Raw genomic sequence first — 25444 nt, 5'->3', positions numbered from 1 at the left:
GACTCCTGCGTTGCCTGGGCTGACGCCATCGCGGGGCAGGCCCGCTTCTTGAGTGTAGAAGCCGGCTTGCCCCGCGATGAGGGCCTTACTGCTGGGCGACTTTCTCCGACTTGCCGTCGTAGCGCTTGCGCCACTCAGCGAGAATCTGGTCGCGGTTCTTCGAGGCCCAGGCGAAGTCGTTCTTGATCAGGCGCTGCTCATAGTCGGCCGGCAGTTCGGTCTGCGGCTTGGCGATGCCGGGGGCGGCGAGCACCGCGAAGTTCTCCTTGTACAGTTCCATGGCGGCAGGGCTGGCGGAGAAGTCGGCCAGGCGCTTGGCGGCATCGGCTTTCGGCGAGCCCTTGATCACCGCCGTGGCCTCGATCTCCCAGCCCAGGCCCTCCTTGGGCAGGACAATGTCCAGCGGTGCGCCCTGGCGCTTGAGCTGCACGGCCGGGTACTCGAACGAGATGCCGATCGGGAACTCACCTGCCGCCGCCAGCTTGCATGGCTTGGAGCCGGAATGAACATACTGGCCGATGTTCTGGTGCAGTGCGTCCATGTAAGCCCAGCCCTGAGGCTCGCCGAAGGTTTGCAGCCAGGCGCTCACATCGAGGAAGCCCGTACCGGACGAGGCCGGGTTGGGCATGACGATCTTGCCCTTGTACTCAGGCTTGGTCAGGTCCTGCCAGCTCACCGGCTTGCTCAGGCCCTGCTTCTCGGCCTCGACGGTGTTGAAGCAGATCGTCGCGGCCCACACGTCCATGCCCACCCACGCCGGTGGATTGGCGGCGTCGCGGTAGTTGGGCGAGATCTTGCCCAGATCCTTCGGCGCATAGGCTTCGAGCATGCCGTTCTGGTCGAGGATGGCCAGGCTGGAGGCCGCCAGGCCCCACACGGCGTCAGCCTGTGGGCGCTCTTTTTCGGCCAGCAGCTTGGCGGTGATGATGCCGGTGGAGTCGCGCACCCATTTGATCTCGATGTCCGGGTTGGCCTTCTCGAAGGCCTGCTTGTAGCTCTTGAGCTGCTCGGCCTCCAGGGCGGTGTAGACGGTCAGCTGGGTCGCGGCCGAAGCCTGCAGGCTGAACACGGCGGATACGGCAGCGGCAAGTGCGAGGGGCTTGAACATGATGCGGTTCCTATTGGTATGGGCAGTCGGTCAATGGCCGGGAGCGCGTTGGCGCCAGGCCTGGGAGCGGCGCAGCAGGCCGCGCGAAGCGCCGGCCAACAGCAGGGAGGCGGCGGCGCTGGTCAAGAGGATCAGGGTCGACATGGCAGCGGCGCCGCCAACGTTGCCGGCGTCATCCATGTTCAGCACGGCAACGGCGGCAAGGATGGTGTCGGGGCTGTAGAGGAAGATCGCCGCCGACACGGTGGTCATCGCCGAGACGAACAGGTAGCGGATGATGTCTAGCAGCGCGGGCAGGCAGATCGGCACGGTGACCCGCACGAAGTGCTTGTACAGCGGCGCCTTGAGCGACAGCGCGGCGGCTTCGAACTCACCGTCGAGCTGGCGCAGGGCGGTGGTGGCGGTCATCTGCGCGGTGGTCAGGTAGTGGGCGATGGTACACACCACCAGCAGCGCCATGCTGCCGTAGAACACGTGTAACGGGTTGCCGTTGAGGTTGAAGAAGAACACGTAGCCCAGGCCCAGCACCAGGCCGGGCACCGCCATGGGGATGAAGCTGAGCAGGCGCAGCAGTTGATTGAGCAGGCGCTGGCCTTGGGTCTTCTCCATCAGGTAGGCACCGGTGAAGATCACCACGCTGCCGATCAGCGCGGTGCCGATGGCCATGGTCACGCTGTTGCGATAGGCCAGCCAGCCGCCGCCGGCAGTGTCTTCGAACATGTAGTGCTTGAGCGACAGCGACAGGTTGTACGGCCAGAACTTGACCAGCGACGAGTACACCGCCATGCCGATCACCGCCAGCAGCGCCGTGCAGACCAGCAACACGATGGCCAGGTAGCAGCCATCACGCAGCCTCGACGGCTTGGGCTCGAACACCTGGGCGCGGCCGCTCATGGCCTCGCCCTGGCGGCGGCGCAGCCAGGCATCCACGGTAAAACTGAGCAGCGCCGGCACCAGCAGCACCATGCCGATCAGCGCACCACGGCCGAACTGCTGCTGGCCGACCACCGCCTTGTAGGCTTCCAGCGCCAGCACCTGGTAATCACCACCGACCACTACCGGCACGCCGAAGTCGGTGATGGTCAGGGTGAACACCAGGCAGAACGCCGCGAACACCGCCTGGCGCGTGGCCGGCCAGGTGATGCTGAAGAATGCCCGGGCAGGCCCCGCGCCCATGCTCGAAGCGGCATCGAACAGCCGTGCGTCGGCCAGTGACAGCGCCGAGAGCAGGATCATCAACGCATGGGGGAAGGTGTAGATGGCCTCGCCAAGCACGATGCCCCAGAAGCCGTAGATGTTGTCGCTGAGCAGCCCGCGCAGCAGGCCCTGGTTACCGAACAGATAGACCAGCGCGATCGCCGGCAGCATCGACGGCGCCAACAACGGCAGCAGCGAAATGCCGCGCCACAGCCCCTTGGCCGGGATCAGCGTGCGTTGCAGGGCATAGGCGAACAGGTAGGCGAGCGGCACGACGATGGCGGCAACGGTGAGGGCTACCGACAGGCTGTTGCCGAGCAGCCAGTGGAAGTTCGCGCTGGCAAACAGTTCGCCGGCGGCCAGCAGTCCCCCGCCCTGCCCGGCTTCAGCGCTGAAGCCACGCCAGAAGATCGCCAGCAACGGCAGCAGCACCGCCAGCACCAGCAGGCCCAGCAACAGGCTCTTGCCACCGACAACGAACAGTCGGTCCCCCAGGGCGACGCCGGTGCGTGGCCTGTCGTTGCCGTGAGTGAGCGGCAGGGTCATGGGCGCGGCCATCTCAGGCGAACACCTGCAGGCTCTGCGGCGGCAGGGCCACCCAGATGTCCTGCGAACCCAGGCGCGGCATGGCTTCGGGCGCAAGCTCCGCGAGCAGCGCATGGCCTGGCAGGGCTTCGAGTTCGAAGCTCATGCGGCAGCGATTGCCGAGGAAGGTGACTTCCCGGACCTTGGCCGGGAACAGGTTTTCCTCGTGCACCACCGGGTTGACGGTGATCGCCTCGGGCCGGCAGAACAGTCGGCCGCTGCTGACGGCGCTGGCGTTGTCGGCCAGGCGCATGTGCATGCCGCCGACCTGGGCGTGGCTATTGCTGCTGCGCTGGAACGGCAGCCAGTTGCCCTGGCCGACGAACTCCGCGACGAACGGCGTGGCTGGCTGGTCGTAGATTTCCTGGGGCGTGGCGTATTGCTCGACCTGGCCGTTGTTCATCACGGCTATGCGGTCAGCCATCAGCATGGCTTCGTCCTGGTTGTGGGTGACCATCAGCGTGGTGATGCCCAACTGGCGTTGCAGCTGGCGCAGCTCGGTGCACAGGTGCTCGCGAACACGGGCGTCGAGGGCCGACATGGGCTCGTCGAGCAGCAGCAGCGAGGGCGACGGCGCCAAGGCGCGGGCCAGGGCCACACGCTGCTGCTGGCCACCGGAGAGCTGGCCGGGATACTTCTTCTCACTGCCGGCCAGGCCCACCAGTTCGAGCATCTCGCTCACCCGCTGGCGCGCGGCCTCGCGGTTGCCGCCGGTCAGGCCATAAGCGATGTTGGCTTCGACGGTGAGGTTGGGGAACAGCGCGTAGGACTGGAACAGGATGCCGTAGTCACGGGCCTGGGGCGGCAGCTCGGAGATATCGCGGTCGCCGATGTACAGCGTGCCGCGGTCCTGGCGCTCGAGGCCGGCGATGCAACGCAGCAGGGTGGTCTTGCCGCAGCCCGAGGGGCCGAGCAGACACACCAGCTCGCCAGCGGCGATGTCGAGGGACACGTCGTTGAGCGCGGTGAAAGCGCCAAAGCGCTTGTGGATGCCGCGCACTTTCATCTGTGCGCCCGGGGTGACGTGGTTCATGGCAGGTCCTCATCGAAGCGATGGGGGCCATGCTAGGCAGACTGTGCGAAGGTTCTGTGGCGTTGGAGCAAAAGCCGGTGATAGTGGTATAGGCAGATTTTGTAGTGGCCCCGCGATTGGGTCCTGTCAGAATTGCGATCCAACCACCTCCTGCGCCACCCCCAGGAACGCCGCCGGCAACCGCGCCTGGCGCCGCTCCTTCAGGCAGTACAGGTACTCGTGCATCACTGGTGCGTCGTCCAGCGCCAGCACCCGCAGCTCGGGGTTATGCGGCACCTCATGGCGGGCAATGATGCTGATGCCGATATTGCGCAGCACCGCCTCGCGGATCGACTCGCGGCTGCCGATCTCCAGCAGCGCCCCGGCCTTCACCCCGGCGTCCTGCATCATCTGCTCGGTGAGCTTGCGGGTGGTCGAGCCCTTTTCGCGCATCAGCAGGCAATGCCCGGCCACCACCTCGATCGACACCGCCTGGCGTTGTGCCAAGGGATGATTGCGGTGCACCGCCAGTACCAGCGGGTCGGTGCCCAGCACCCGGCGTACCAGGCGTGCGTCTTCGAGCAATTGCGACGAGGCGGCGATATCCACCCGGTAGTCCTCGAGCATTTCCAGCACCTGCTGCGAGTTGCCGATCTCCACCGCCACCTCCACCTGCGGCAGGCGCTCGCGGAAGATCTTCACCAGGTCGAGGATGTAGTACGGCGCGGTGGCGGCGATGCGCAGGCTGCCCTGGGCCTGGCCGCTGTTGCGCAACTCGAACTCGATATCGGCTTCCTGCTGCAGCAGCGCCTTGACCATCGGCAGCAGGCGCACGCCCTCCTCGCTCAACACCAGGCGCCGGCCGCCGCGGTAGAACAGCTCGACGTTGTACTGGCCCTCGAGGTTGCGGATCTGCGTGGTCACCGTGGGCTGGCTGAGCCCGAGCTTCTTCGCCGCCAGGGTGATGCTGCCCAGGCGGGCCACCATGTAGAAGGCTTTGAGCTCGGCGCTCAGCATTGGCAGGACCTCTTTTTCACGCCGCAGGCGTTATTTGCGCAACAGGCGCAGACCGTTGAACACCACCAGCAGGCTCACGCCCATGTCGGCGAATACCGCCATCCACATGGTGGCCATGCCGGCGAAGGTGATTGCCAGGAAGATTGCCTTGATCCCCAGGGCCAACACGATGTTCTGGGTGAGGATCGCCGCGCTTTGGCGCGACAGCCTGACGAAGGCCGGGATTTTGCGCAAGTCGTCGTCCATCAGCGCCACATCGGCGGTCTCGATGGCGGTGTCGGTACCGGCGGCGGCCATGGCAAAACCGATCTCGGCGCGGGCCAGGGCCGGCGCGTCGTTGATGCCATCGCCGACCATGCCGACACGATGCCCCTGGGCGTACAGGTTCTCGATGCTGGCGAGCTTGTCCGCGGGCAGCAGGTTTCCCTCGGCGCGGTCGATCCCCACCTGGGCCGCAATGGCCTGGGCGGTGTGGGGATTGTCGCCGGTCAACATGACCGTCTTGATACCCAGCGCGTGCAGCTCGGCAATCGCCTGGCGGCTGCTGTCCTTGACCGTGTCGGCCACGGCGAACAACGCCAGCGGACCTGAGCGGTCGAGCAGCAGCACCACGGTCTTGCCCTGGCGCTCCAGCACATCCAGTTGCGCTTCCAGCTCTGGGGAGCACAGGCCGAGCTCTTCCACCAGGCGATGGTTGCCCAGGTGGTAGGTCTGGCCCTCGATATCACCGCGCACACCGCGACCGGCCAGGGCGGCGAACTCGGTGACTTCGCTCAGAACCAGATCCTGGCCCTTGGCGAACAGGGCGATGGCACCTGACACCGGGTGGTCGGAACGGGCAGCCAGGCTCGCGGCCAGGGCCTGGGCGCGGCCTTCGAACAGTGGGTCGAGCACCTTGCTGTCGGTCTGCACCGGCTTGCCGTGGGTGATGGTGCCGGTCTTGTCCAGGGCCAGGAAGTCCAGCTTGCGCCCGCCCTCCAGGTACACACCGCCCTTGATCAGGATGCCTTTGCGCGCCGCCGCGGCCAGGCCGCTGACGATGGTCACCGGGGTGGAGATCACCAGCGCGCACGGGCAGGCCACCACCAGCAGCACCAGGGCACGGTAGATCCAGTCGAACCAGGCACCGGCCATGAACAGCGGCGGGATGAGCGCCACGGCGAGCGCTACCGCGAACACCACGGGGGTGTAGATGCGCGAGAACTGGTCGACGAAGCGCTGGGTCGGCGCACGGGCGCCCTGGGCTTCTTCGACGGCCTTGATGATGCGGGCCAGGGTCGATTGACCGGCGGCGGCCGTGACGCGGTACTCCATCGCGCCGGCCTGGTTGATGGTGCCGGCGAACAGCTTGTCGCCGACCGCCTTCTCGACCGGCAGACTTTCCCCGGTGATCGGCGCCTGGTCGACACTGGACTGTCCACCGACCACCTCGCCGTCCAGGCCGATGCGCTCGCCCGGGCGCACCCGCACCCGTGCGCCGATTGCCACCTCGCGCACCTCGACCTCGCGCCACTGGCCATCGGCCTGTTGCACGGTGGCCATGTCCGGAGCCAGCTGCATCAGCCCGCCGATGGCATTGCGCGCGCGGTCCAGTGAACGGGCTTCGATCAGTTCGGCAACGGTGAACAGCACCATGACCATGGCCGCTTCCGGCCACTGGCCGATCAGCACGGCGCCGGTCACGGCAATACTCATCAGCGCATTGATGTTGAGGTTGCGGTTTTTCAGGGCAATCCAGCCCTTCTTGTAGGTACCGAGGCCGCAGCCGAGGATGGCCGCCAGGGCCAGCGCGGCGACCACCCACTCCGGTGCCTTGCCGGAGAAGTGCACGATTTCGGCAGCGATCGCCGCAGCACCGGACAGCGCCAGCGGCCACCAACGGGTCTTGCTGGCCTGGGGCGCGCTGGCGGCGCCATCATCCTCGGCGGCCAAGGGTTCGGCCTTCATGCCCAGGCTATCGATGGCCCGCTCGATCTCGGCGGTGCCCTCGTGGGTATGGCGCACGCCGAGCACACGATTGATCAGGTTGAATTCCAGTTGCTCGACACCGGCCAGCTTGCCCAGCTTGTCCTGGATCAGGGTCTGCTCGGTAGGGCAGTCCATGGCCTCGATGCGGAAGCGGCTGAGCTGCGCCTGGCCACTGGCCTTTTCGGTCAGCTGCACCAGGGTCGGGGCGGCCTTGCTGGCGCAGCAGCCGTGGGCGTGGGGCGCGTGGCCATGATCGAGGTCATGGGCGTGATCATGCTTGTGGTCGGGGCTGACAGGCTGGTTCATGGAATCATCCTTAACTGAGCGCTGGCCTCTGTAGAGATCCACAGAGTGGGTTGTTGCCAAGTGAACACCCTGTAGCCACTATAGGGTCAAGCCCTTTGCAGGAGATTTGCCATGAAGATCGGAGAACTGGCCAAGGCCACCGACTGCGCCGTGGAGACCATCCGCTACTACGAGCGCGAACAGCTGCTGCCGGAACCTGCCCGCAGCGACGGTAACTACCGGCTCTACACCCAGGCCCATGTCGAGCGCCTGACCTTCATCCGCAACTGCCGCACCCTGGACATGACCCTGGACGAGATCCGCAGCCTATTGAATCTGCGCGACAGCCCCGACGGCTCATGCGGCAGCGTCAACGCGCTGATCGACGAGCATATCGAGCATGTGCAGGCGAGGATCGATGGGCTGGTGGCGCTGCAGGCGCAGCTGGTGGAACTGCGGCAGCAGTGCAATGCGCAGGGGGCGGAGTGCGCGATCTTGCAGCAGTTGGAGACGAATGGGGCGGTGTCGGTGCCGGAGATCGAGCATTCCCATGTGGGGCGCAGCCACGGGCATTGATACCAAAAGCATCGCGGGGCAAGCCCGCTCCCACGCCGGCTGTGCATAACCTGCGTGGGAGCGGCGGTGCGCCGATGCGACTTGCCCCGCGATTGTTCAAGCTCAGGCGATGAAGGTCTGTCAGACCGCCATCGGCGCCGTCATCGGCGCATGGTGCTCGTAGCCTTCCAGCCAGAAGTCGCTCGGCTCGATCTTCTCCAGCCACTCCGGCTCGTACTTGCCGGTCTCGGCGAACGCCGGCACGCGGTCGCTGATCACCAGCTTCGGTGCCGCCAGCGGTTCACGCTTCATCTGCTCGCCCAGCATATCCAGGTGGTTCTCGTACACATGGGCATCGCCGATGAAGTAGGTGAACCAGCGCGGGGTGTAGCCGGTCAGGCGGCCGAACAGCGACAGCAGCGCCGCGCCCTCGGTGAGGTTGAACGGCGTGCCCAGGCCCAGGTCGTTGGAGCGGATGTAGAGGGTCAGGGAAATTTCCCGGGTTTCGACATTCGGGTGGAACTGGTACAGCAAGTGGCACGGTGGCAGGGCCATCTCGTCGAGCTGGGCGCAGTTCCAGCCGTGGAACAGGATGCGGCGGCTGCCCGGGTCGTTGGCGATGGTGTCCAGGCACTGGCGCACCTGGTCGATGGCCTTGTAGAGGATGACGAACGCCTGGCCGTCCTCCTCGTCCTGGGCGATACGGCGGAAGCCGGCCTTCTCGGCCATCTCGATGGCGGCCGGGTTGCTCAGCGGTATGCGCTTGTAGCCGGGCCACTGGCGCCATTGCACGCCGTAGATTTCGCCGAGGTCGTCATGCCCCTGGCGGAACGGGTTGGCCAGCCACTGGGCGTTTTCGTTGGCGTTCTGGTCCCAGACCTTGCAGCCCAGCTCGCGGAACTCGCCGGCGTTCTTCACGCCGCGCAGGAAGCCGACCATCTCGCCGATCGCCGACTTGAACGCCAGCTTGCGCGTGGTGATGGCCGGGAAGCCCTTCTGCAAGTCGAAACGCAGCATCGCGCCCGGCAGGCTGATGGTGCGGATACCGGTGCGGTTTTCCTGCAGCGTGCCGTTGTCGATGACGTCACGGACCAGATCTAGATACTGTTTCATGGCTTACCTGTAACAAGAACGGCAGGGGGAGCGCCCCTGCCGTGGAAATCAGACGGTGGCCTTGGCCGACGGTTTGCGGTTGTAGGCCCACCAGATCAGGAAGATGCCGCCGAGAATCATCGGCACGCAGAGCAACTGACCCATGGTCAACCAGCCGAAGGCGATGTAGCCAAGCTGGGCGTCGGGTACGCGCACGAACTCCACGATGAAGCGGAAGATGCCATAGAACAGCGCGAACATGCCGGAAACGGCCATGGTCGGGCGCGGCTTGCGCGAGTACAGCCACAGGATGACGAATAATGCCACACCTTCGAGGGCGAACTGGTACAGCTGCGACGGGTGACGCGGCAATTGCGCCGGGTCGCTGAACGGCGGGAAGATCATTGCCCACGGCACGTCGGTGGCCTTGCCCCACAGTTCGGCATTGATGAAGTTGCCGATACGCCCGGCGCCAAGGCCGATCGGCACCAGCGGCGCGACGAAGTCCATCAGCTCGAAGAATGACTTGTTGTTGCGCTTGCCGAACCACAGCGCGGCCAGCATCACACCGATGAAACCTCCATGGAACGACATGCCGCCCTTCCATACCTCGAAGATCAGCGTCGGGTTGGCCAGGTACTGGTGCAGGTCGTAGAACAGCACGTAACCCAGGCGCCCGCCGACGATCACGCCCATCGACAGCCAGAACACCAGGTCGGAGAGCTTCTCGCGGGTCCAGGTGGGGTCGAAGCGGTTCAATCGGCGCGAGGCCAGCAGCCAGGCGCCGCCGATGCCGATCAGGTACATCAGGCCGTACCAGTGGATTTTCAGTGGACCGAGGGCCACGGCCACCGGGTCGATCTGCGGGTAAGGCAGCATTGTCTTTCCTCTAGGTTCAGATAAGGAAGCTGAGTCCGACGCAGAACAGCAGAGCGGCGAACAGACGCTTGAGCACGCGCGGCGACAGCTTGTGGGCCAGACGCGCGCCGTAGCGGGCGAAGAACATGCTGGTGGCAGCGATGCCGACCAGCGCCGGAAGATAGACGTAGCCCAGGCTGTGGGCCGGAAGGTGTTCCTCATGCCAACCCAGCCACATGAAGCCCAGGGCACTAGCCAGGGCGATCGGCAGGCCGCAGGCCGACGAAGTCGCCACTGCCTGCTGCATGGGCAGGCTACGCCAGGTAAGGAACGGCACGGTCAATGAGCCACCGCCGATGCCGAAAATGGCCGAGGCCCAACCGATCACCCCACCGGCGGCGGTCAATCCGGGCTTGCCGGGAATGCCGCGGCTGGCCTTTGGCTTGAGGTCCAGGGCCATCTGCGCGGCGATCACCAGGGCGAACACACCGATGATCTTCTGCAGCATCGGGCCCTGTATCAGCGAGGCGGTCTTGGCCCCGACCAGCGCGCCGAGCAGGATGCCCACGGTCATCCAGGCGAAGATCGGCCATTGCACCGCGCCCTTGCGCTGGTGCTCGCGCACGGCATTGATCGAGGTGAAGACGATGGTCGCCAACGAGGTGCCGACCGCCAGGTGGGTCAGCACCGAAGGGTCGAAGCCCTGCAAGGTGAAGCTGAACACCAGCACCGGCACGATGATGATGCCGCCACCGACGCCGAACAGCCCGGCCAGCACGCCGGCGCAGGCGCCCAACAGCAGATAGAGAGCGAATTCCATTCGTGGCCCCAGTGGAAAACAATCCGGCATGGTAACGGAACCCACGCCCGGCGCTCTAGTGAACTCTGTGTCAGAAGATGGATAGCGGCCAGCGGCGCGGGTAGAGTGGCCCAATACACAAGGGGACAACCTATGTGCCTGATCGTATTCGCCTGGCGGCCGGGGACAGCCCGGCCACTGATCGTCGCGGCCAACCGCGATGAGTTCTATGCGCGGCCGACCCAGGCCTTGAAGGCCTGGGAGGACGCGACGGGTGTGCACGCCGGGCGTGACCTGGAAGCCGGTGGCACCTGGCTGGGTGTCGGGCCGAACGGGCGTTTTGCGGCGCTGACCAATATCCGTGACCCACGCCAGCCTTTGGGGCCGCGGTCCCGCGGTGAACTGGTGGCAGCCTACCTGCAAGGCGAACTGGGGGTCGAGGCCTATCTGGACCGGGTAGCCAGCCGCAGTGACCAGTATTCAGGGTTCAACCTGCTGGTCGGCGATGACAAGCGCTTGGGCTACCTGCATGCCCGTGAGCCGGCGCCACGCCTGCTTGAATCGGGGGTGTACGGGCTGTCGAATGCCGGCTTGGATACGCCATGGCCGAAGCTGATCAAAGCGCGCAGCGGGCTTGAGAAATTGCTCGAAAACGCCGATCCACAGCAACTATTGACGCTGCTGGGTGATGCACAGCCCGCGCCGGACGGCGAACTACCCGAGACCGGCGTGGGGCTGGCCACCGAGCGGCTGCTATCGAGTGTATTCATCGCCAGCCAGAACTACGGAACGCGGGCGAGCACGGTGCTGATCGTCGATGACCAAGGCCGTCGGCGCATGATCGAGCGCAGTTTCGGGCCGTTTGGGGGGCATCTGGGCGAGGTTAGCCTGGAGATCTGAATAGACCTCATCGCGGGGCAAGCCCGCAATGAGGTCGGTACAGGCAATCAGAGGGTCTTGTTCGGCCCGATCATCCGCGCCAGCCCAAGATTCTTCAGCGCCAGCTGCAACGAGCTGTGGATAACTTGCGGGTTGTCATGACTCATGGCATCGGCCAGCAGCTCCCTGGCCTTGCTCAGGTTGATCTGGCGCAGCATCCACTTCACCTTCGGCAGGTTGGTGGCGTTCATCGACAGACTGTCGAAGCCCATGGCCATGAGCAGGATTGCCGCGGCCGGGTCACCGGCCATCTCGCCGCAGATACTGACCGGCTTGCCTTCCTCGTGGGCCACGCTGACCACGGTCTGCAGAGCTTGCAGCACTGCCGGGTGCAGGTAGTCGTAGAGGTCGGCGACCCGCGGGTTGTTGCGGTCGACTGCCAGCAGGTATTGCGTGAGGTCGTTGGAGCCGACCGAGAGGAAGTCAACCTGGCGCGCCAGTTCGCGGGTCTGGTACACCGCGGCGGGGATCTCCACCATCACCCCGACCGGCGGCATCGGTACATCGGTGCCTTCGTCGCGCACTTCGCCCCAGGCGCGGTGGATCAGGTGCTGGGCTTCTTCGAGCTCGTGGATGCCGGAAATCATCGGCAGCAGGATGCGCAGGTTGTTCAACCCTTCGCTGGCCTTGAGCATGGCGCGGGTCTGCACCAGGAAGATTTCCGGGTGGTCGAGGGTGACGCGGATGCCGCGCCAGCCGAGGAACGGGTTCTCTTCCTTGATCGGGAAATACGACAGCGACTTGTCGCCGCCGATGTCGAGGCTGCGCATGGTCACCGGCAGCGGATGAAACGCCTGCAGCTGCTCACGGTAGATCGCCAGCTGCTCCTTTTCGCTGGGGAAGCGCTGATTGATCATGAACGGCACTTCGGTACGGTACAGGCCCACACCTTCGGCGCCGCGCTGCTGGGCGCGGGCCACATCGGCGAGCAGGCCGGTATTGACCCACAGCGGCATGCGGTGGCCGTCCGGGGTGATGCACGGCAGCTCGCGCAGGGCATCGAGCCCCTTGGCCAGCTGGCGCTCTTCCTCGACCACGTCGCTGTACTGCTTGCGCAGCACTTCGCCGGGGTTGGTGAAGACTTCGCCCTTGTAGCCGTCGACGATCATCTCGATGCCGTCGGCCTTCGAGTAAGGCAGGTCGACCACCCCCATGACCGTGGGAATGCCCATGGCCCGGGCCAGGATCGCCACGTGGGAGTTACCCGAGCCGAGTACCGAAACCAGGCCCACCAGCTTGCCCTCCGGCACCTCGCCGAGCATGGCGGGGGTCAGTTCTTCACTGACCAGAATGGTGTTGTCCTGGTAGACCAGCGACTGCGAACGGGCCTCCTGCAGATACGCCAGCAGGCGCCGGCCCAGGTCCTTGACGTCCGATGCCCGCTCGCGCAGGTAGTCGTCATCCATCAGCTCGAAGCGATTGACGTGTTCGCCGACCACCTGGCGCAAGGCGCCCTGGGCCCACTGGCCAGTCTTGATGACTTCGACCACCTCGCCACCGAGGGCGGCGTCCTCGAGCATCATCAGATACACGTCGAACAACGCACGTTCTTCGGGGCGCAGCTGGGTGGCGAGCTTGGCCGACAGCTTGCGCATGTCCTCGCGCACGCCTTCGAGCGCGTTGTTGAACAGCTTGAGTTCGTTGTCGATGTCCTCGACAGTGCGGTCGGGCACCACCTCCAGGTCGGCGGGCGGCAGCATCACCACCGATCGACCGACCGCCGCGCCCGGCGAACCCGGCACCCCGACGAAACGGGCTTCCTGGATGCCCTTGCCCTGGCGGCCCAGGCCACGGATCGACCCCGTCGCCTCGGCGTGGGCGATAACCCCGGCGAGCTGCGCACTCATGGTGACCAGGAAGGCCTCTTCGCCTTCGTCGAACTGGCGGCGTTCCTTCTGCTGGATGACCAGCACGCCGACCACGCGACGATGGTGGATGATCGGCGCGCCGAGGAAGGAGGCGAATTTCTCTTCGCCGGTTTCGGCGAAGTAGCGGTAACGGGGGTGATCGGCGGCGTTCTCGAGGTTCAGTGGCTCCTCGCGGGTGCCGACCAGGCCGACCAGGCCCTCGTTGGGCGCCATGCTGACCTTGCCGATGGAGCGCTTGTTCAGGCCCTCGGTGGCCATCAGCACAAAGCGGTTGGTGTCCGGGTCGAGCAGGTAGACGGAGCAGACCTGGCTGCCCATTGCCTCCTTGACGCGCAAGACAATGATCCCCAACGCCGTCTTGAGATCTTTGGCGGAGTTCACTTCCTGGACGATCTTGCGCAGCGTATTGAGCATGGCTCGGGGTCGGACTCCGTCGTCAGTCGCGCGTCAGCAGGCGCGGGGCTAGCTCTTTCAGGGCGCGGCGGTATACCTCGCGCTTGAATGTCACCACCTGGCCCAGCGGATACCAGTAGCTGACCCAGCGCCAGCCATCGAATTCCGGCTTGCCGGTCAGGTCCATGCGCACCCGTTGCTCATTGCTCACCAGGCGTAGCAGGAACCACTTCTGTTTCTGGCCGATACACAACGGCTGGCTGTGGGTGCGCACCAGGCGCTGGGGTAAACGATAACGCAACCAGCCGCGGGTGCAGGCAAGAATTTCCACATCCTGGCGTTCCAGGCCTACTTCTTCGTTCAGCTCGCGGTACAGGGCATCTTCCGGCGTTTCGTCAGGGTTGATACCCCCCTGTGGAAACTGCCAGGCATCCTGGTTGATCCGCCGAGCCCATAGCACCTGCCCGGCATCATTCGTGAGAATGATCCCGACATTGGGGCGAAAACCATCCGGGTCGATCACGGCAGCAACCTCGCAAACGCATGTCGCCGCATTGTTCCACAAAGCCTGAGCGCGCAGCAACGCGCCCGCCACGCTTATGTGCGGCGAGGTGAAGACTGCGTATTGGGCGAGCGTCGCCACACCGGGCGTGGCACTGGTATACAGGGTTTGCATGAAGGCAAGGTGACGCGACTGCGTTAACCCCTCGCGGGCCCCGCCCGCCCCCAAGGTTTACCAATGGGAGCGGGCTGGCGGGTGTCATCAGACCGGCTTGGCGCCCATCAGGCCGGCGATGGACAGGAAGCACACACCGCTGAACACCGCCAGCGCCAAGGTGAACTTCAAGCCGACGGTTTCGGCCTTGCGCAGCCGGTTGAGGCGCGCCACCAGCCACCACACGGCAAACGCGCCAAGGGTATAGATGACGCTGGAGACCAGCACCCAAGTCTGCCCCAGCGGCCAGCCGACCAGGTGCACCAGCCACCAGCCGGTGAACGGCATGCTCAGCAGGCACAGCCCCATCAGCAGCCAGACGAACACCAGCGGGCGGCGCAACAACTTGCCATAGGCCTCGGCGTCGCCCTTGCGCCGGGCATGCCAGGTCCAGCCCGCCAGGCCCAGGGCGCCAAGCAGCAACAGGGCCGTGGCGAGGATATGCAGGGTCTTGAGGGTGGTCAGGTGTTCCATGTGAAAATCATCCTTCAGCAGGCTTTTTCGCTTTCGGCCTCATCGCGGGGCAAGCCTGCTCCCGCGAGGTGAAGCGTGTTCAGCCCAAGAATAGCCGGTAAGCCGGGTTCTCGGTCTCGTCCCAGTATGGATAGCCGATCTTGGCCAGGGCCGCCGGCACCAGGTGACGCTCATCCTCCGGCACCTGCAGGCCCGCGACCACGCGCCCGTCGGCGGCGCCGTGGTTGCGGTAGTGGAACATCGAGATGTTCCATCGCCCGCCCAGCTTGTTGAGGAAATTGAACAGGGCACCGGGCCGCTCCGGAAACTCGAAGCGCAGCACCATTTCGTCGCTGGCGCCGGCCGAGTGGCCACCCACCATGTGGCGGATATGCAGCTTGGCCAGTTCGTTGTCGGTCAGGTCGGTGACCGGGAAACCTTGCTCCGTCAGCTGTTGTACCAATGCCGCACGCGGGTCGGTTTCCGGATGAGTCTGCACGCCGACGAAGATGTGCGCTTCGTCCGAGGTGTGCTTGCGGTAGTTGAATTCAGTGATCTGGCGCTTGCCGATGGCCTCGCAGAAAGCCTTGAAGCTGCCCGGGCGCTCGGGGATGGTCACAGCGATGATCGCCTCGCGCTTCTCGCCCAGCTCGGCGCGCTCGGCCACATGCCGCAGGCGGTCGAAGTTGACGTTGGCGCCCGAGTCGATGGCTACCAGGGTCTGCCCGGCCACACCCTTGAGCTCGACGTACTTCTTGATCCCGGCAACACCGAGGGCACCGGCAGGTTCGGTGATCGAGCGGGTATCGTCGTAGATATCCTTGATTGCTGCACAGATCTCATCGGTGCTGACGGTGATCACTTCATCCACATGATGACGGCAGATATCGAAGGTGTGCTGGCCGATCTGCGCCACCGCCACGCCGTCGGCGAACAGCCCGACCTGTGGCAGCACCACGCGCTCACCGGCGGCCATGGCGGCCTGCAGGCAATTGGAATCGTCCGGTTCGACGCCGATGACCTTGATTTCCGGGCGCAGGTATTTCACGTAGGCGGCGATACCGGCGATCAGACCGCCGCCGCCGACCGGCACGAAGATCGCGTCCAACTGGCCCGGGTGCTGGCGCAGGATCTCCATGGCCACCGTGCCTTGCCCGGCAATGGTGTGTGGGTCGTCGTAGGGGTGGATGTAGACGAAACCTTTCTCCTCCACCAGCTTCAGCGAGTAGGCCAGCGCCTCGGGGAAGCTGTCGCCATGCAACAACACCTTGCCACCACGCGAGCGCACGCCTTCGATCTTGATCTCCGGGGTGGTCTTGGGCATGACGATGGTCGCCTTGATACCCAGCTCCCGCGCCGCCAGTGCCAGGCCCTGGGCATGGTTGCCGGCCGAGGCGGTGACCACGCCACGGGCCAGCTCCTCGGCGCTCAGTTGCGCCAGCTTGTTGTAGGCCCCGCGGATCTTGAACGAGAACACCGGTTGCAGGTCCTCGCGCTTGAGCAGCACCGTGTTGCCCAGGCGCTTGCTCAGTTGCCCGGCAGTGTGCAGCGGGGTTTCGACAGCAACGTCGTAGACGCGCGAGGTGAGGATCTTCTTGACGTACTGTTCGAGCATCGGAAAGCATCACTGGGCCGCGGGACAAGGGCTGGGAGTCTACCGCAGCGCCACGTCGGGCGACCACAGCAAAGCCGCGGGAGCCGTTATACTAGGCAACTTTCGATATCCGCCCTGCCCCTCCCGGAGCCCGCATGACCCAGGACCAACTCAAACAGGCCGTCGCCCAGGCCGCCGTCGACCTCATCCTGCCGAAACTGGATGAGAAAAGCGTCGTCGGCGTCGGCACAGGCTCGACCGCCAACTTCTTCATCGACGCCCTGGCCCAGCACAAGACCGCCTTCGACGGCGCCGTCGCCAGCTCCGAAGCCACCGCACAGCGCCTGAAGGGCCATGGTATCCCGGTGTACGAGCTGAACAGCGTCAGCGAGCTGGAGTTCTACGTGGACGGCGCCGACGAGAGCGATGCCCACCTCAACCTGATCAAGGGCGGCGGCGCGGCCCTGACCCGCGAGAAGATCGTCGCGGCAGTGGCCAAGACCTTCATCTGCATCGCCGACGCCAGCAAGCTGGTGCCGGTGCTGGGTGCCTTCCCTCTGCCGGTCGAGGTCATCCCGATGGCTCGCAGCCACGTGGCGCGCCAGCTGGTCAAGCTGGGCGGCGACCCGGTCTATCGCGAAGGCGTGGTAACCGACAACGGCAACGTCATCCTCGACGTGCACAACCTGCAGATCACCAACCCGGTGGAGCTGGAAAGCCAGATCAACGCGATCGTCGGCGTGGTTACCAATGGTCTGTTCGCGGCGCGCCCGGCGGATGTGCTGTTGTTGGGGACCGCTGAAGGCGTGAAGAGCCTGAAGGCCGAGTAATCGCCAGCGAGGGCTGCGCCCTCGAATCGCTGGCAAGCCAGCTCCCACAGGATCCGCGCTACCCTGTGGGAGCTGGCTTGCCAGCGAATACCGGCGAAGCAAGTGCCATCCTCAACCCATCAAGGCTGCTTGAACACATAGAACAGGTTCGGCTCACTGACCAGATAGATGGTCCCGGCATCGTCCATCGCAATCCCCTCAGCTTGTGGCACGGTCTGCTTCAACCCCTGGAACCCCTTACGCAATGACAGGGTACTCAGCGGCCGCCCCTTCACATCAAGCTCCAGCACCAGCCGCGACTCGTCGGACAGCGCCAGCAGGTGCCCGCTGCGTTCGTCGAACTGCAGGCTCGACAGGTCCCTCACGAACAACCGCCGGTCGCGCTTGCGATCCTGCACCACATGCACGGCGTAGGGTTTGTCGGGATTGTCGTGGGGAAAGCCGTGCACCTCGTAGATCATCATCGGGTCCCGCTCCTTGGCCACGAACAGGCGCTTGCCTGCCGAGTCGTAGGCCAGCCCCTCGAACCCCTTGTTGCCGTTCAGGCCGATGCCCAGGGACAACTGCTCGGCGTCGGCGGCATCGAGGAACAGGGTGTCATCGTCCAGGCGCACACGAATCAGCCGCTGCTGGCGCTCATCGGTGATCACGTAGCTGTTGGGCCCGACGTACTCCACCGCCTCGGGGTCGCCGAAGCCGGTCAGCGGGACACGGCGCAGGATACGGCCATCCAGTGACAACTCGATTAGCTCCGACCGGGCATTGGTGACGGTGAACAGGCTCTTGCGGTCGGGGTCGTAGGTCAACGCCGAGATGTCGTCGTCCAGGCCCTCGATAGGCCTGGCCTCGAGCACCACCTGGTAACGATCCAGGCCGATGCTCTGCTCAGCCGGCTGCCACCAGGTCTTGAGGTTGAACCAGCCCCGCTCGAACAAGCGGAACTCGTGCCCGGCAGCCCCCAGCACGAGCAGGCAGACAAACACGAAGAAGACGAAGATCAGGCGAACGTGGCGGCGCATGCGGGCGGACTCGGCAATAGGAGCGCGTAGCTAACCACTATCAACTGAAGCAAAGCTTAATGCCACCATCAGAAATGTCTGATCGGTCAGTTCTTCTTGAAGCGATAGAACAGATTCGGCTCGCTGACCATGTACAGGTTGCCCTGGTCGTCCATTGCCACTCCCTCGGCCCGGGGAATGGTGTCAGCCAGGCCATTGAAGCCACCCAGCAGGGTCATGAAGCTGACCTGCTCACCCTTTTCGTCAAGCTCGAGCAGCATGTTGGAGTCTGCCGACAATGCCAGCAGATGCCCTGTGCGCGGGTCGATACCCAGCGCGGACAAGTTGCGCAGATCCAGTTCGTCGCTGGCCAGCGGCTGCTTCTGGCCCTTGAGCGGGCTGCGCCCATCGGTGTTCCAGATGAACATCCTGGGCGGCCGCTCGGCGCCGATGACCAGGCGCTGGCGCATCAGGTCCCAGGCAATGGCCTCGAAGCCCTTGTTGCCTTCATCAGCGTCGCCCAGGTCGTAGGGCTGGTAGTCGGCGCGGTTCAGCGACGTGGTGCCGGCATCCACCTTGACCAGCGTCAGGTCATGGTTGCGCTCATCGACGATGGCGATCTGGCCATCCTCAAGCACCGCCACCCCTTCCGGGTTGGACCAGCCCACCAGGGGAATCTTGCGCAACACGTCGCCATCGAGGGTGAGCTCGACCAGGAACGGGTGCTTGCCCATGACTGCGAACAACGACCGGGTGTGCGGGTTGAACGCCAGGTCCGACGCCTCGTCACGCTCCATGCCGGGCAACGGCTTGGCATCGATGTCGACCACGTAGCTGGGCAGCCAGATGCTTTCCTGGCGTTCAGCCTGGCTTTCGAAACCTTCCTTTATCCACAGCAGGCCGCGGTCGTCCCAGTGCATGGCCGAAATGACGCCATAGCCAATAACCGCAGCTGCTGCCAGGGCGAACGGCCAGCGCCGGTAAAAGGGGCGCTTGGGAGACACGGAAGCGCGGGAGGGAGAGGGCATGCAAGGGTCCTGAGGGTAGGCGTAGGTTCGCGCATTATCCGCAAAGGGTGTGAAAAAACGGTAAACGTCTCTGCACTTTTTGCAGGAAAGGCGCGAACCTTCGGGTCAGAGTACCCGGCTCTCGAACCGGCTGACGCCTGGAAGCTCCAGCACCAGCTCGTCGCCAACCTTGAACGGCCCCACGCCCGCCGGAGTGCCGGTGAGGATCACATCACCCGCCTGCAACGAGAAGCACGCGGCCATATGCTGGATCATCGGCACGATAGGGTTGAGCATCATCGCGCTGTTGCCGTCCTGGCGCACCTCGCCGTTGATGGTCAGGCGTATACCGATGTCCTTCACATCCTCGAAGGCGCCTGCCGAGACGAACGGCGGCAGCACGCAAGCACCATCGAAGCTTTTGCACAGCTCCCACGGCAGGCCCTTTTCCTTCAGTTTGCTCTGCAGGTCGCGCAGGGTGAGGTCCAAAGCCGGGGCATAGCCGGAAATGGCATCGAGCACTTCTTCCTCGGTCGGCTTGGTCGACAACGCCTTGCCCAGCAACACCGCGATTTCCGCCTCGTAGTGCACCGAGCCACGCTCGGTCGGAATCTTGAAGCCACCTTCCAGGGGCACCACGCAACTGCCGGGCTTGATAAACAGCAGCGGCTCGCTGGGGATGGGGTTGTCCAGTTCCTTGGCATGCTCGGCGTAGTTGCGGCCAATGCACACCACCTTGCCCAGCGGGAAGTGGATGCGCGTGCCGTCTACGTACTGGTGCTGGTAACTCATGGCCGACTCCTGTGAACACTGCTTTTTATTCGGGAGCGAAGATCTTACCCGGATTCATGATGCCGTTCGGGTCGAACACCGCCTTGATCGCCTTCATGCAGGCGATTTCTTCCGGTGAGCGGCTGTAGCCCAGGTAATCGCGCTTGGTCATGCCCACGCCGTGCTCGGCGGAGATCGAGCCGTTGTAACGCTCGACGATCTCGAACACCCACTTGTTGACCTTGGCGCAGGAGGCGAAGAAGTCGTCCTTGCTCATGTGGTCGGGCTTGAGGATGTTCAGGTGCAGGTTGCCGTCGCCGATATGGCCGTACCAGACCACCTCGTAGTCCGGATAGTGCTCGCCGACGATGGCATCGATGTCGCGCAGAAACGCCGGCACTTTCGAGACGGTGACAGAGATGTCGTTCTTGTACGGCGTCCAGTGGGAGATGGTCTCGGACAGGTACTCGCGCAGCTTCCACAGGTTCTTCAGCTGAGTGTCGCTCTGGCTCATCACCCCGTCCAGCACCCAGCCCTGCTCGACGCAGTGCTCGAAGGTGGCGAGCGCCTCGTTGGCCACCTCCTCGGTGCTGGCTTCGAACTCCAGCAGGGCATAGAAAGGGCAGTCGGTTTCGAATGGCGCGGGCACATCGCCCCTGGCGAGGACCTTGGCCAGGCCCTTGTCGGAAAAGAACTCGAAAGCGGTGAGGTCGAGCTTGCCCTGGAAGGCGTGCAGCACTGGCATGATCGCGTCGAAGTCAGGCGTGCCCAGCACCATCGCCGTAAGGTTGCGCGGCGCACGGTCGAGGCGCATGGTCGCCTCCACCACGAACCCCAGGGTGCCCTCGGCGCCGATGAAGAGTTGGCGCAGGTCGTAGCCGGTGGCGTTCTTGATCAGGTCCTTGTTCAGCTCGAGCAGCTCGCCCTTGCCGGTGACCACCTTCAGCCCAGCCACCCAGTTGCGGGTCATGCCGTAGCGGATCACCTTGATTCCGCCGGCATTGGTGCCGATATTGCCGCCGATCTGGCTGGAGCCGGAGGAGGCGAAGTCCACCGGATAGTAAAGCCCCTGGTCCTCGGCGAACTGCTGAAGCTGGCGGGTCACCACGCCCGGCTGGCACACGACGGTTCGATCGAACTCATTGAAGGCCAGGATCTGGTTCATGTAGTCGAAGGCGACCACCACCTCGCCATGGGCGGCCACGGCAGCGCCCGACAATCCTGTACGCCCGCCCGATGGCACCAAGGCGACCTTGTGCCGGTTGGCCCAGCGCACGATGGCCTGGACTTGATCGATGGTTTTGGGGAAGACGATCGCGCTTGGCGCAGGCGGGTAGTGCTTGGTCCAGTCCTTGCCGTAGGCGTCGAGCGAGGCAGGGTCGGTGAGGACCTTGCCAGGGTCGACCAGGGTCATCAGTTCATCAATTACCACGGACTGGGTCATCGCTGGAACTCTCGACTTATTCATAGTCACCCTGAGCACGCTTCACCTGTCGGGATGGGCTCAGATTGTGTCGCGTATGCTAGCATAGCCCTCCCGCTGTTCGTGCTAAGGCCGACGCCGCGCCGCTTCACCCCCCTCGCCATTTTTCTCCGGGATACAGGTTTACGCAGATGAGCAAGACTTCTCTCGACAAGAGCAAGATCAGGTTCCTTCTTCTTGAAGGCGTCCACCAGAATGCGGTGGATATCCTCAAGGCTGCCGGGTACAGCAACATCGAGTACCTCACCGGCTCGCTGCCGGATGCAGAGCTGAAGGAAAAGATCGCCGATGCCCACTTCATCGGCATCCGCTCGCGCACCCAGCTGACCGAAGAGGTCTTCGACTGTGCGAAGAAACTGGTCGCGGTCGGCTGTTTCTGCATCGGCACCAACCAGGTCGACCTGAGCGCGGCCCGCAACCGCGGCATCGCGGTGTTCAACGCGCCGTACTCCAACACCCGTTCGGTGGCCGAACTGGTGCTGGCCGAAGCCATCCTGTTGCTGCGCGGCATCCCCGAGAAGAACGCCTCCTGCCACCGCGGTGGCTGGATCAAGAGCGCGGCCAACTCCTTCGAGATCCGCGGCAAGAAACTGGGCATCGTCGGCTATGGCTCGATCGGTACCCAGCTGTCGGTGCTGGCCGAAAGCCTGGGCATGCAGGTCTACTTCTACGACCCGCTGACCAAGCTGCCGCTGGGCAACGCCACCCAGGTCACCAGCCTGAACGAGCTGCTGGGCCTGGCCGACATCGTCTCGCTGCACGTGCCCGAGCTGCCATCCACCCAGTGGATGATCGGCGAGAAGGAAATCCGCGCGATGAAGAAGGGCGCGATCCTGATCAACGCCGCCCGTGGCACCGTGGTCGAGCTGGACCACCTGGCCGCCGCGATCAAGGACAAGCACCTGATCGGCGCCGCCATCGACGTGTTCCCGGTCGAGCCACGCTCCAACGACGAAGAGTTCGAAAGCCCGCTGCGTGGCCTGGACAACGTGATCCTGACCCCGCACATCGGTGGTTCCACCGCCGAAGCCCAGGCCAACATCGGCCTGGAAGTGGCCGAGAAGCTGGTCAAGTACAGCGACAACGGTACCTCGGTGTCGTCGGTCAACTTCCCGGAAGTCGCGCTGCCGGCCCACCCAGGCAAGCACCGCCTGCTGCACATCCACGAAAACATCCCGGGCGTACTCAGCGAGATCAACAAAGTGTTCGCCGAGAACGGTATCAACATCTCCGGTCAGTTCCTGCAGACCGACGAGAAAGTGGGTTACGTGGTCATCGACGTCGATGCCGAGTACTCCGATCTGGCCCAGGAAAAACTGCAGCATGTGAAGGGCACTATTCGCTCGCGCGTACTGTTCTAAGTTTGCCGGCTGCATGAGAAAGGGAGGCCCTGGTGGCCTCCCTTTTTCGTTGCGTGCGTCTACAGAGCAAGCGTCATTTGACGATGACGGTGATCTTCTGTGACTCGACGCTCGGTTTGAACGGCACATGGTACATGTCGCCCAGCACCAGTTGCAGGGTGTGCTTGCCCGGCGTCAGGGTGATGGTCGCCTCGGTCTGTGCCTTGCCGAAGTGCAGTACTTGCGGGCCAGCTGGCAGGGGTGCGTTGTTCTCCGGCATCAGGCTGGTCGGCAACGGCATGTCGGCGACCGGCGCCTTGTCCACATCTACCAGCAGATGGTGATGCCCGGTGTGCGGAGTCTGGTCACCCGCAGGCTTGAGGCCCATGCCCTCGATACCGAACTTGACGGTGAAGGTCTTGTCGACCGTGGCCCCGTCGGCGGGGGAAACGATGAAGACCTTGGCGCCCTCCGGTGGCTGCTGGCTCTTCAGCGCATCCGCGGCACTGGCGAACACCGACGCCCCCATCAGCAGACCGGCGACGGCAGCACGCGAAAATAGGCTTTTCATTCACTTCTCCTGTGATTCACTTCAATTGACCGCTATCACTTAAACGAAGCACAGCGGTACTTCACCATAGTCCAACCAGCCAGGCAGAGGTTCAAAAACAGGGGCAGAAATATTTCAGGCCGGCGTAAACATTAACGCGGCTACACGGTCATAGGCTGCGTTCGACCGCGGCAGAAAAGAAAGCCTCGGCGAATGACATTCACCTGCCGAACAAGAAGGGGCACTCATGCGTTTGACCATTGGCATTCTGCTGGCGGTATTGTTCAGCCCACTGGCCCAGGCCGAACTGATCGACGAAATCAACGACCGTGGCGAACTGCGCATTGCCGTGCTGAGCGATTCACCACCTTATGCGTTCAAGGAAGACGAACACCTGACCGGCTTCGAGATCGAGTTGGGCCAGGCCCTGGCCAAGGAGCTGGATGTGCGGGCCGAGTTCGTCGAGACCGCAGCCGAAGAGGTGCTGCCTGGGGTGGAGAGCGGCAAGTTCGACATGGCCTTCAATAAGCAAGGCATCGAACCGAGCGACCAACTCGACACCATTCGGACCCTCGCCAGCCAGAAACTGGTGATTCCGTACCTGAAGGGCAATCCAGCCTTCGAGACGGCTGTGAGCAATGCCCTGCAACGGATCGAGGACGATGGCCGCCTGGCTGACCTGGAAAACAAATGGCTCAAGGGCACCAAGCAGGCGAGCGCCGGACAGTAACACCACATCGCGGGGCAAGCCCGCTGCCGCGCAACGCTGCCGTCATGCTCAGCATTGCGTGGGAACGGGCTTGCCCCGCGATCAGATCTGGCTCAACGCTCGCTGCGCGTCTTCCAGCTCCAGCTCGCTGAACACGAGTACCCCTTCGCGCCGCAACAAGGCCGTGGTCACGCCCTCACCTGCCACCTTCACACCGCTGAAACTGCCGTCATAGGTCTGCAGATTGCCACACGAGGGGCTGCCCGACTTGAGGACCACCACACGGATGCCATGCCGACGCACCAGTTCCAGCGCCACGCGGGCCCCGGCGAGAAAGGCGCCGCTGACATCATCGCCGGTCACCGTCAGCACCTGTGCCTGCCCATCCAGAACCGCCCCGCCCTGCCCACCGGGTATCTCCGCAGGCGGTCGTGGTGTAGGCAAGCCACCGGCAACCTCCGGGCACAGTGGCACCACCCTGCCTTCTGCCTGCCAACGCTGCAATAGGTCGGGATGGCCGCTGGCACGCCCGTCATAGCGTACCGGCTGGCCCAGCAGGCAGGCGCTGACCAGCACCTTCGCCAGCTCAGAACGGCTCATTGCCACGGCGCCGGAACCAACCGGTCAACGACAGGCGTTCACGCCCTGCCGGGAGTACCTCGTGCGGGACTTCACCCGACAGGAACACCACCAGGCTACCGGCCAACGGCGCCACGTCGTGTTCGACATCGCCCTTCAGGAACATGCGCAATTGTCCACCGTCCTGCGGCTGCCAACCCTCGTTGAGGTACAGCACGGCCGACACCATGCGCCGGTCATCGTCGCGGAAGCGGTCGAGATGGCGCTTGTAGAAGGCGCCCGGCGGATACAGGGCAAAGTGGCACTCAAAGTCCTCGAGCCCCAGGAACAACCCCCGGTTGATGGCCTGGCGCAGGCTGTCCATTGCCCCCAGGTAGCGGTCGCAGACCTCCGATTCACCGGGGTCGATCCACTGGATCTGGTCGCCACGGATCGCCTCGCGGATCTCCTGCGCGGCGCCACGCCCTATGCCGGCGGGGTTCAGCTCACCCTCGGCGTAGCGACGACGGCATTCGGCCGCCAGCGCACGCGACAGTTCGTCGGGCAGGAAAAGAGATTGCTGCGACCAGCCACGGGTGGCCAGGTCATCGACAATGGTCGACAGCAGCGGATGTTCGGAAGGAATGTGCATGGCGCATCATAGCCATTCGGCCATCGCTCGCACAGCGCCACTTGGTCAGGAAGCGCCGCTGGCGACTCGACAAAGCCCCGCCACGCCAAGGACAATAGCGGCCTGCCG

Annotated in this window: 24 protein-coding genes; 5 read left to right on the top strand and 19 right to left on the bottom strand. The window is 64.4% G+C overall.

The genetic code is table 11. The features are described from left to right. Positions 1–85: 85 nt before the first annotated feature. The 5 genes from DFS21_RS06065 to DFS21_RS06045 form a co-directional block, all read right to left on the bottom strand. Positions 86–1108, bottom strand: coding sequence for a putative 2-aminoethylphosphonate ABC transporter substrate-binding protein (locus DFS21_RS06065; RefSeq protein WP_110697252.1), 1023 nt, complete (start codon positions 1106–1108; stop codon positions 86–88). 30 nt (positions 1109–1138) lie between these two features. Beyond that, complete coding sequence (locus tag DFS21_RS06060; protein ID WP_110697250.1) at positions 1139–2863, bottom strand: putative 2-aminoethylphosphonate ABC transporter permease subunit; 1725 nt, start codon at positions 2861–2863, stop codon at positions 1139–1141. 1 nt (position 2864) lies between these two features. Continuing rightward, positions 2865–3923: a putative 2-aminoethylphosphonate ABC transporter ATP-binding protein gene (locus DFS21_RS06055; RefSeq protein ID WP_110697248.1), complete on the bottom strand. Its 1059-nt coding sequence runs from the start codon at positions 3921–3923 to the stop codon at positions 2865–2867. Between the two features lie 126 nt (positions 3924–4049). Continuing rightward, a complete protein-coding gene (locus DFS21_RS06050; protein ID WP_046853775.1) occupies positions 4050–4919 on the bottom strand; it encodes a LysR family transcriptional regulator in 870 nt (289 codons plus the stop codon). A 30-nt stretch (positions 4920–4949) separates the two neighbouring features. Next, entirely contained in the window at positions 4950–7193 is a 2244-nt protein-coding gene (locus tag DFS21_RS06045) for a heavy metal translocating P-type ATPase (protein ID WP_111531984.1), read from the bottom strand. A 111-nt stretch (positions 7194–7304) separates the two neighbouring features. Between DFS21_RS06045 and cadR the strand changes: the two genes are divergently transcribed. Further along, a complete protein-coding gene (cadR, locus tag DFS21_RS06040; RefSeq protein WP_023630699.1) occupies positions 7305–7748 on the top strand; it encodes a cadmium resistance transcriptional regulator CadR in 444 nt (147 codons plus the stop codon). Positions 7749–7868: 120 nt separating this feature from the next. Here cadR and DFS21_RS06035 read toward each other — a convergent pair whose 3' ends face one another. Genes DFS21_RS06035 through DFS21_RS06025 form a run of 3 tightly spaced genes read right to left on the bottom strand, consistent with a single transcriptional unit; the run spans position 7869 to position 10497 of the window. Next, positions 7869–8840, bottom strand: a complete 972-nt coding sequence (locus DFS21_RS06035) for a thymidylate synthase (protein WP_046853772.1) — start codon at positions 8838–8840, stop codon at positions 7869–7871. Between the two features lie 48 nt (positions 8841–8888). After that, positions 8889–9698, bottom strand: coding sequence for a prolipoprotein diacylglyceryl transferase (gene lgt, locus DFS21_RS06030; RefSeq protein ID WP_110697244.1), 810 nt, complete (start codon positions 9696–9698; stop codon positions 8889–8891). Between the two features lie 16 nt (positions 9699–9714). Beyond that, positions 9715–10497 (bottom strand): sulfite exporter TauE/SafE family protein, encoded by a 783-nt coding sequence (locus tag DFS21_RS06025; protein WP_028688501.1) that lies wholly within the window; start codon positions 10495–10497, stop codon positions 9715–9717. A 132-nt stretch (positions 10498–10629) separates the two neighbouring features. Between DFS21_RS06025 and DFS21_RS06020 the strand changes: the two genes are divergently transcribed. After that, complete coding sequence (locus tag DFS21_RS06020) at positions 10630–11376, top strand: NRDE family protein (RefSeq protein ID WP_111531983.1); 747 nt, start codon at positions 10630–10632, stop codon at positions 11374–11376. Between the two features lie 47 nt (positions 11377–11423). Here the strand turns inward: DFS21_RS06020 and ptsP are convergent, their stop codons facing one another. The 4 genes from ptsP to ilvA all read right to left on the bottom strand — a co-directional run bounded on the left by ptsP (position 11424) and on the right by ilvA (position 16459). After that, positions 11424–13697, bottom strand: coding sequence for a phosphoenolpyruvate--protein phosphotransferase (ptsP, locus tag DFS21_RS06015; protein WP_046853769.1), 2274 nt, complete (start codon positions 13695–13697; stop codon positions 11424–11426). 22 nt (positions 13698–13719) lie between these two features. Beyond that, a complete protein-coding gene (locus tag DFS21_RS06010; protein ID WP_028688498.1) occupies positions 13720–14199 on the bottom strand; it encodes an RNA pyrophosphohydrolase in 480 nt (159 codons plus the stop codon). Positions 14200–14439: 240 nt separating this feature from the next. Further along, positions 14440–14865 carry a DUF2269 family protein gene (locus DFS21_RS06005; protein ID WP_111531982.1) on the bottom strand — a complete coding sequence of 142 codons (426 nt, stop codon included), beginning with the start codon at positions 14863–14865 and terminating at the stop codon, positions 14440–14442. 79 nt (positions 14866–14944) lie between these two features. Beyond that, positions 14945–16459: a threonine ammonia-lyase, biosynthetic gene (ilvA, locus tag DFS21_RS06000; RefSeq protein WP_102684731.1), complete on the bottom strand. Its 1515-nt coding sequence runs from the start codon at positions 16457–16459 to the stop codon at positions 14945–14947. 134 nt (positions 16460–16593) lie between these two features. On the opposite strand from ilvA, the gene rpiA reads away from it, so the two are divergent. Next, positions 16594–17268, top strand: a complete 675-nt coding sequence (rpiA, locus tag DFS21_RS05995; RefSeq protein WP_038707000.1) for a ribose-5-phosphate isomerase RpiA — start codon at positions 16594–16596, stop codon at positions 17266–17268. Between the two features lie 119 nt (positions 17269–17387). Here the strand turns inward: rpiA and DFS21_RS05990 are convergent, their stop codons facing one another. The 4 genes from DFS21_RS05990 to DFS21_RS05975 form a co-directional block, all read right to left on the bottom strand. Next, on the bottom strand, positions 17388–18287 hold the full coding sequence (locus tag DFS21_RS05990; protein WP_111531981.1) for an SdiA-regulated domain-containing protein: 900 nt from the start codon (positions 18285–18287) through the stop codon (positions 17388–17390). A gap of 86 nt (positions 18288–18373) precedes the next feature. After that, a complete protein-coding gene (locus DFS21_RS05985) occupies positions 18374–19294 on the bottom strand; it encodes an SdiA-regulated domain-containing protein (protein ID WP_110697236.1) in 921 nt (306 codons plus the stop codon). A gap of 105 nt (positions 19295–19399) precedes the next feature. Next, positions 19400–20065, bottom strand: coding sequence for a fumarylacetoacetate hydrolase family protein (locus DFS21_RS05980; RefSeq protein WP_110697233.1), 666 nt, complete (start codon positions 20063–20065; stop codon positions 19400–19402). A gap of 25 nt (positions 20066–20090) precedes the next feature. After that, entirely contained in the window at positions 20091–21488 is a 1398-nt protein-coding gene (locus DFS21_RS05975; RefSeq protein WP_111531980.1) for an FAD-binding oxidoreductase, read from the bottom strand. A gap of 170 nt (positions 21489–21658) precedes the next feature. Here DFS21_RS05975 and serA point away from each other — a divergent pair, with 170 nt between their 5' ends. Next, a complete protein-coding gene (serA, locus tag DFS21_RS05970) occupies positions 21659–22888 on the top strand; it encodes a phosphoglycerate dehydrogenase (protein ID WP_110697229.1) in 1230 nt (409 codons plus the stop codon). A gap of 73 nt (positions 22889–22961) precedes the next feature. On the opposite strand, the gene DFS21_RS05965 is transcribed toward serA, so the two are convergent. Further along, entirely contained in the window at positions 22962–23438 is a 477-nt protein-coding gene (locus DFS21_RS05965) for a DUF4399 domain-containing protein (RefSeq protein WP_110697227.1), read from the bottom strand. Positions 23439–23664: 226 nt separating this feature from the next. On the opposite strand from DFS21_RS05965, the gene DFS21_RS05960 reads away from it, so the two are divergent. Further along, positions 23665–24147 (top strand): transporter substrate-binding domain-containing protein, encoded by a 483-nt coding sequence (locus DFS21_RS05960; RefSeq protein ID WP_111531979.1) that lies wholly within the window; start codon positions 23665–23667, stop codon positions 24145–24147. Positions 24148–24228: 81 nt separating this feature from the next. On the opposite strand, the gene DFS21_RS05955 is transcribed toward DFS21_RS05960, so the two are convergent. Both DFS21_RS05955 and DFS21_RS05950 read right to left on the bottom strand, forming a co-directional pair. After that, positions 24229–24726, bottom strand: coding sequence for a DUF523 domain-containing protein (locus DFS21_RS05955; protein WP_111531978.1), 498 nt, complete (start codon positions 24724–24726; stop codon positions 24229–24231). Further along, on the bottom strand, positions 24713–25336 hold the full coding sequence (locus DFS21_RS05950; RefSeq protein ID WP_110697221.1) for a 2OG-Fe(II) oxygenase: 624 nt from the start codon (positions 25334–25336) through the stop codon (positions 24713–24715). The genes DFS21_RS05955 and DFS21_RS05950 overlap by 14 nt, the downstream gene beginning before the upstream one ends. Positions 25337–25444 lie beyond the last annotated feature (108 nt).

This window comes from Pseudomonas sp. 2848 (assembly GCF_003253945.1).
Taxonomy (GTDB): domain Bacteria; phylum Pseudomonadota; class Gammaproteobacteria; order Pseudomonadales; family Pseudomonadaceae; genus Aquipseudomonas.
Note: the sequence above shows the minus strand (reverse complement) of the source record. Positions and strands in the feature narration are given on the sequence as shown.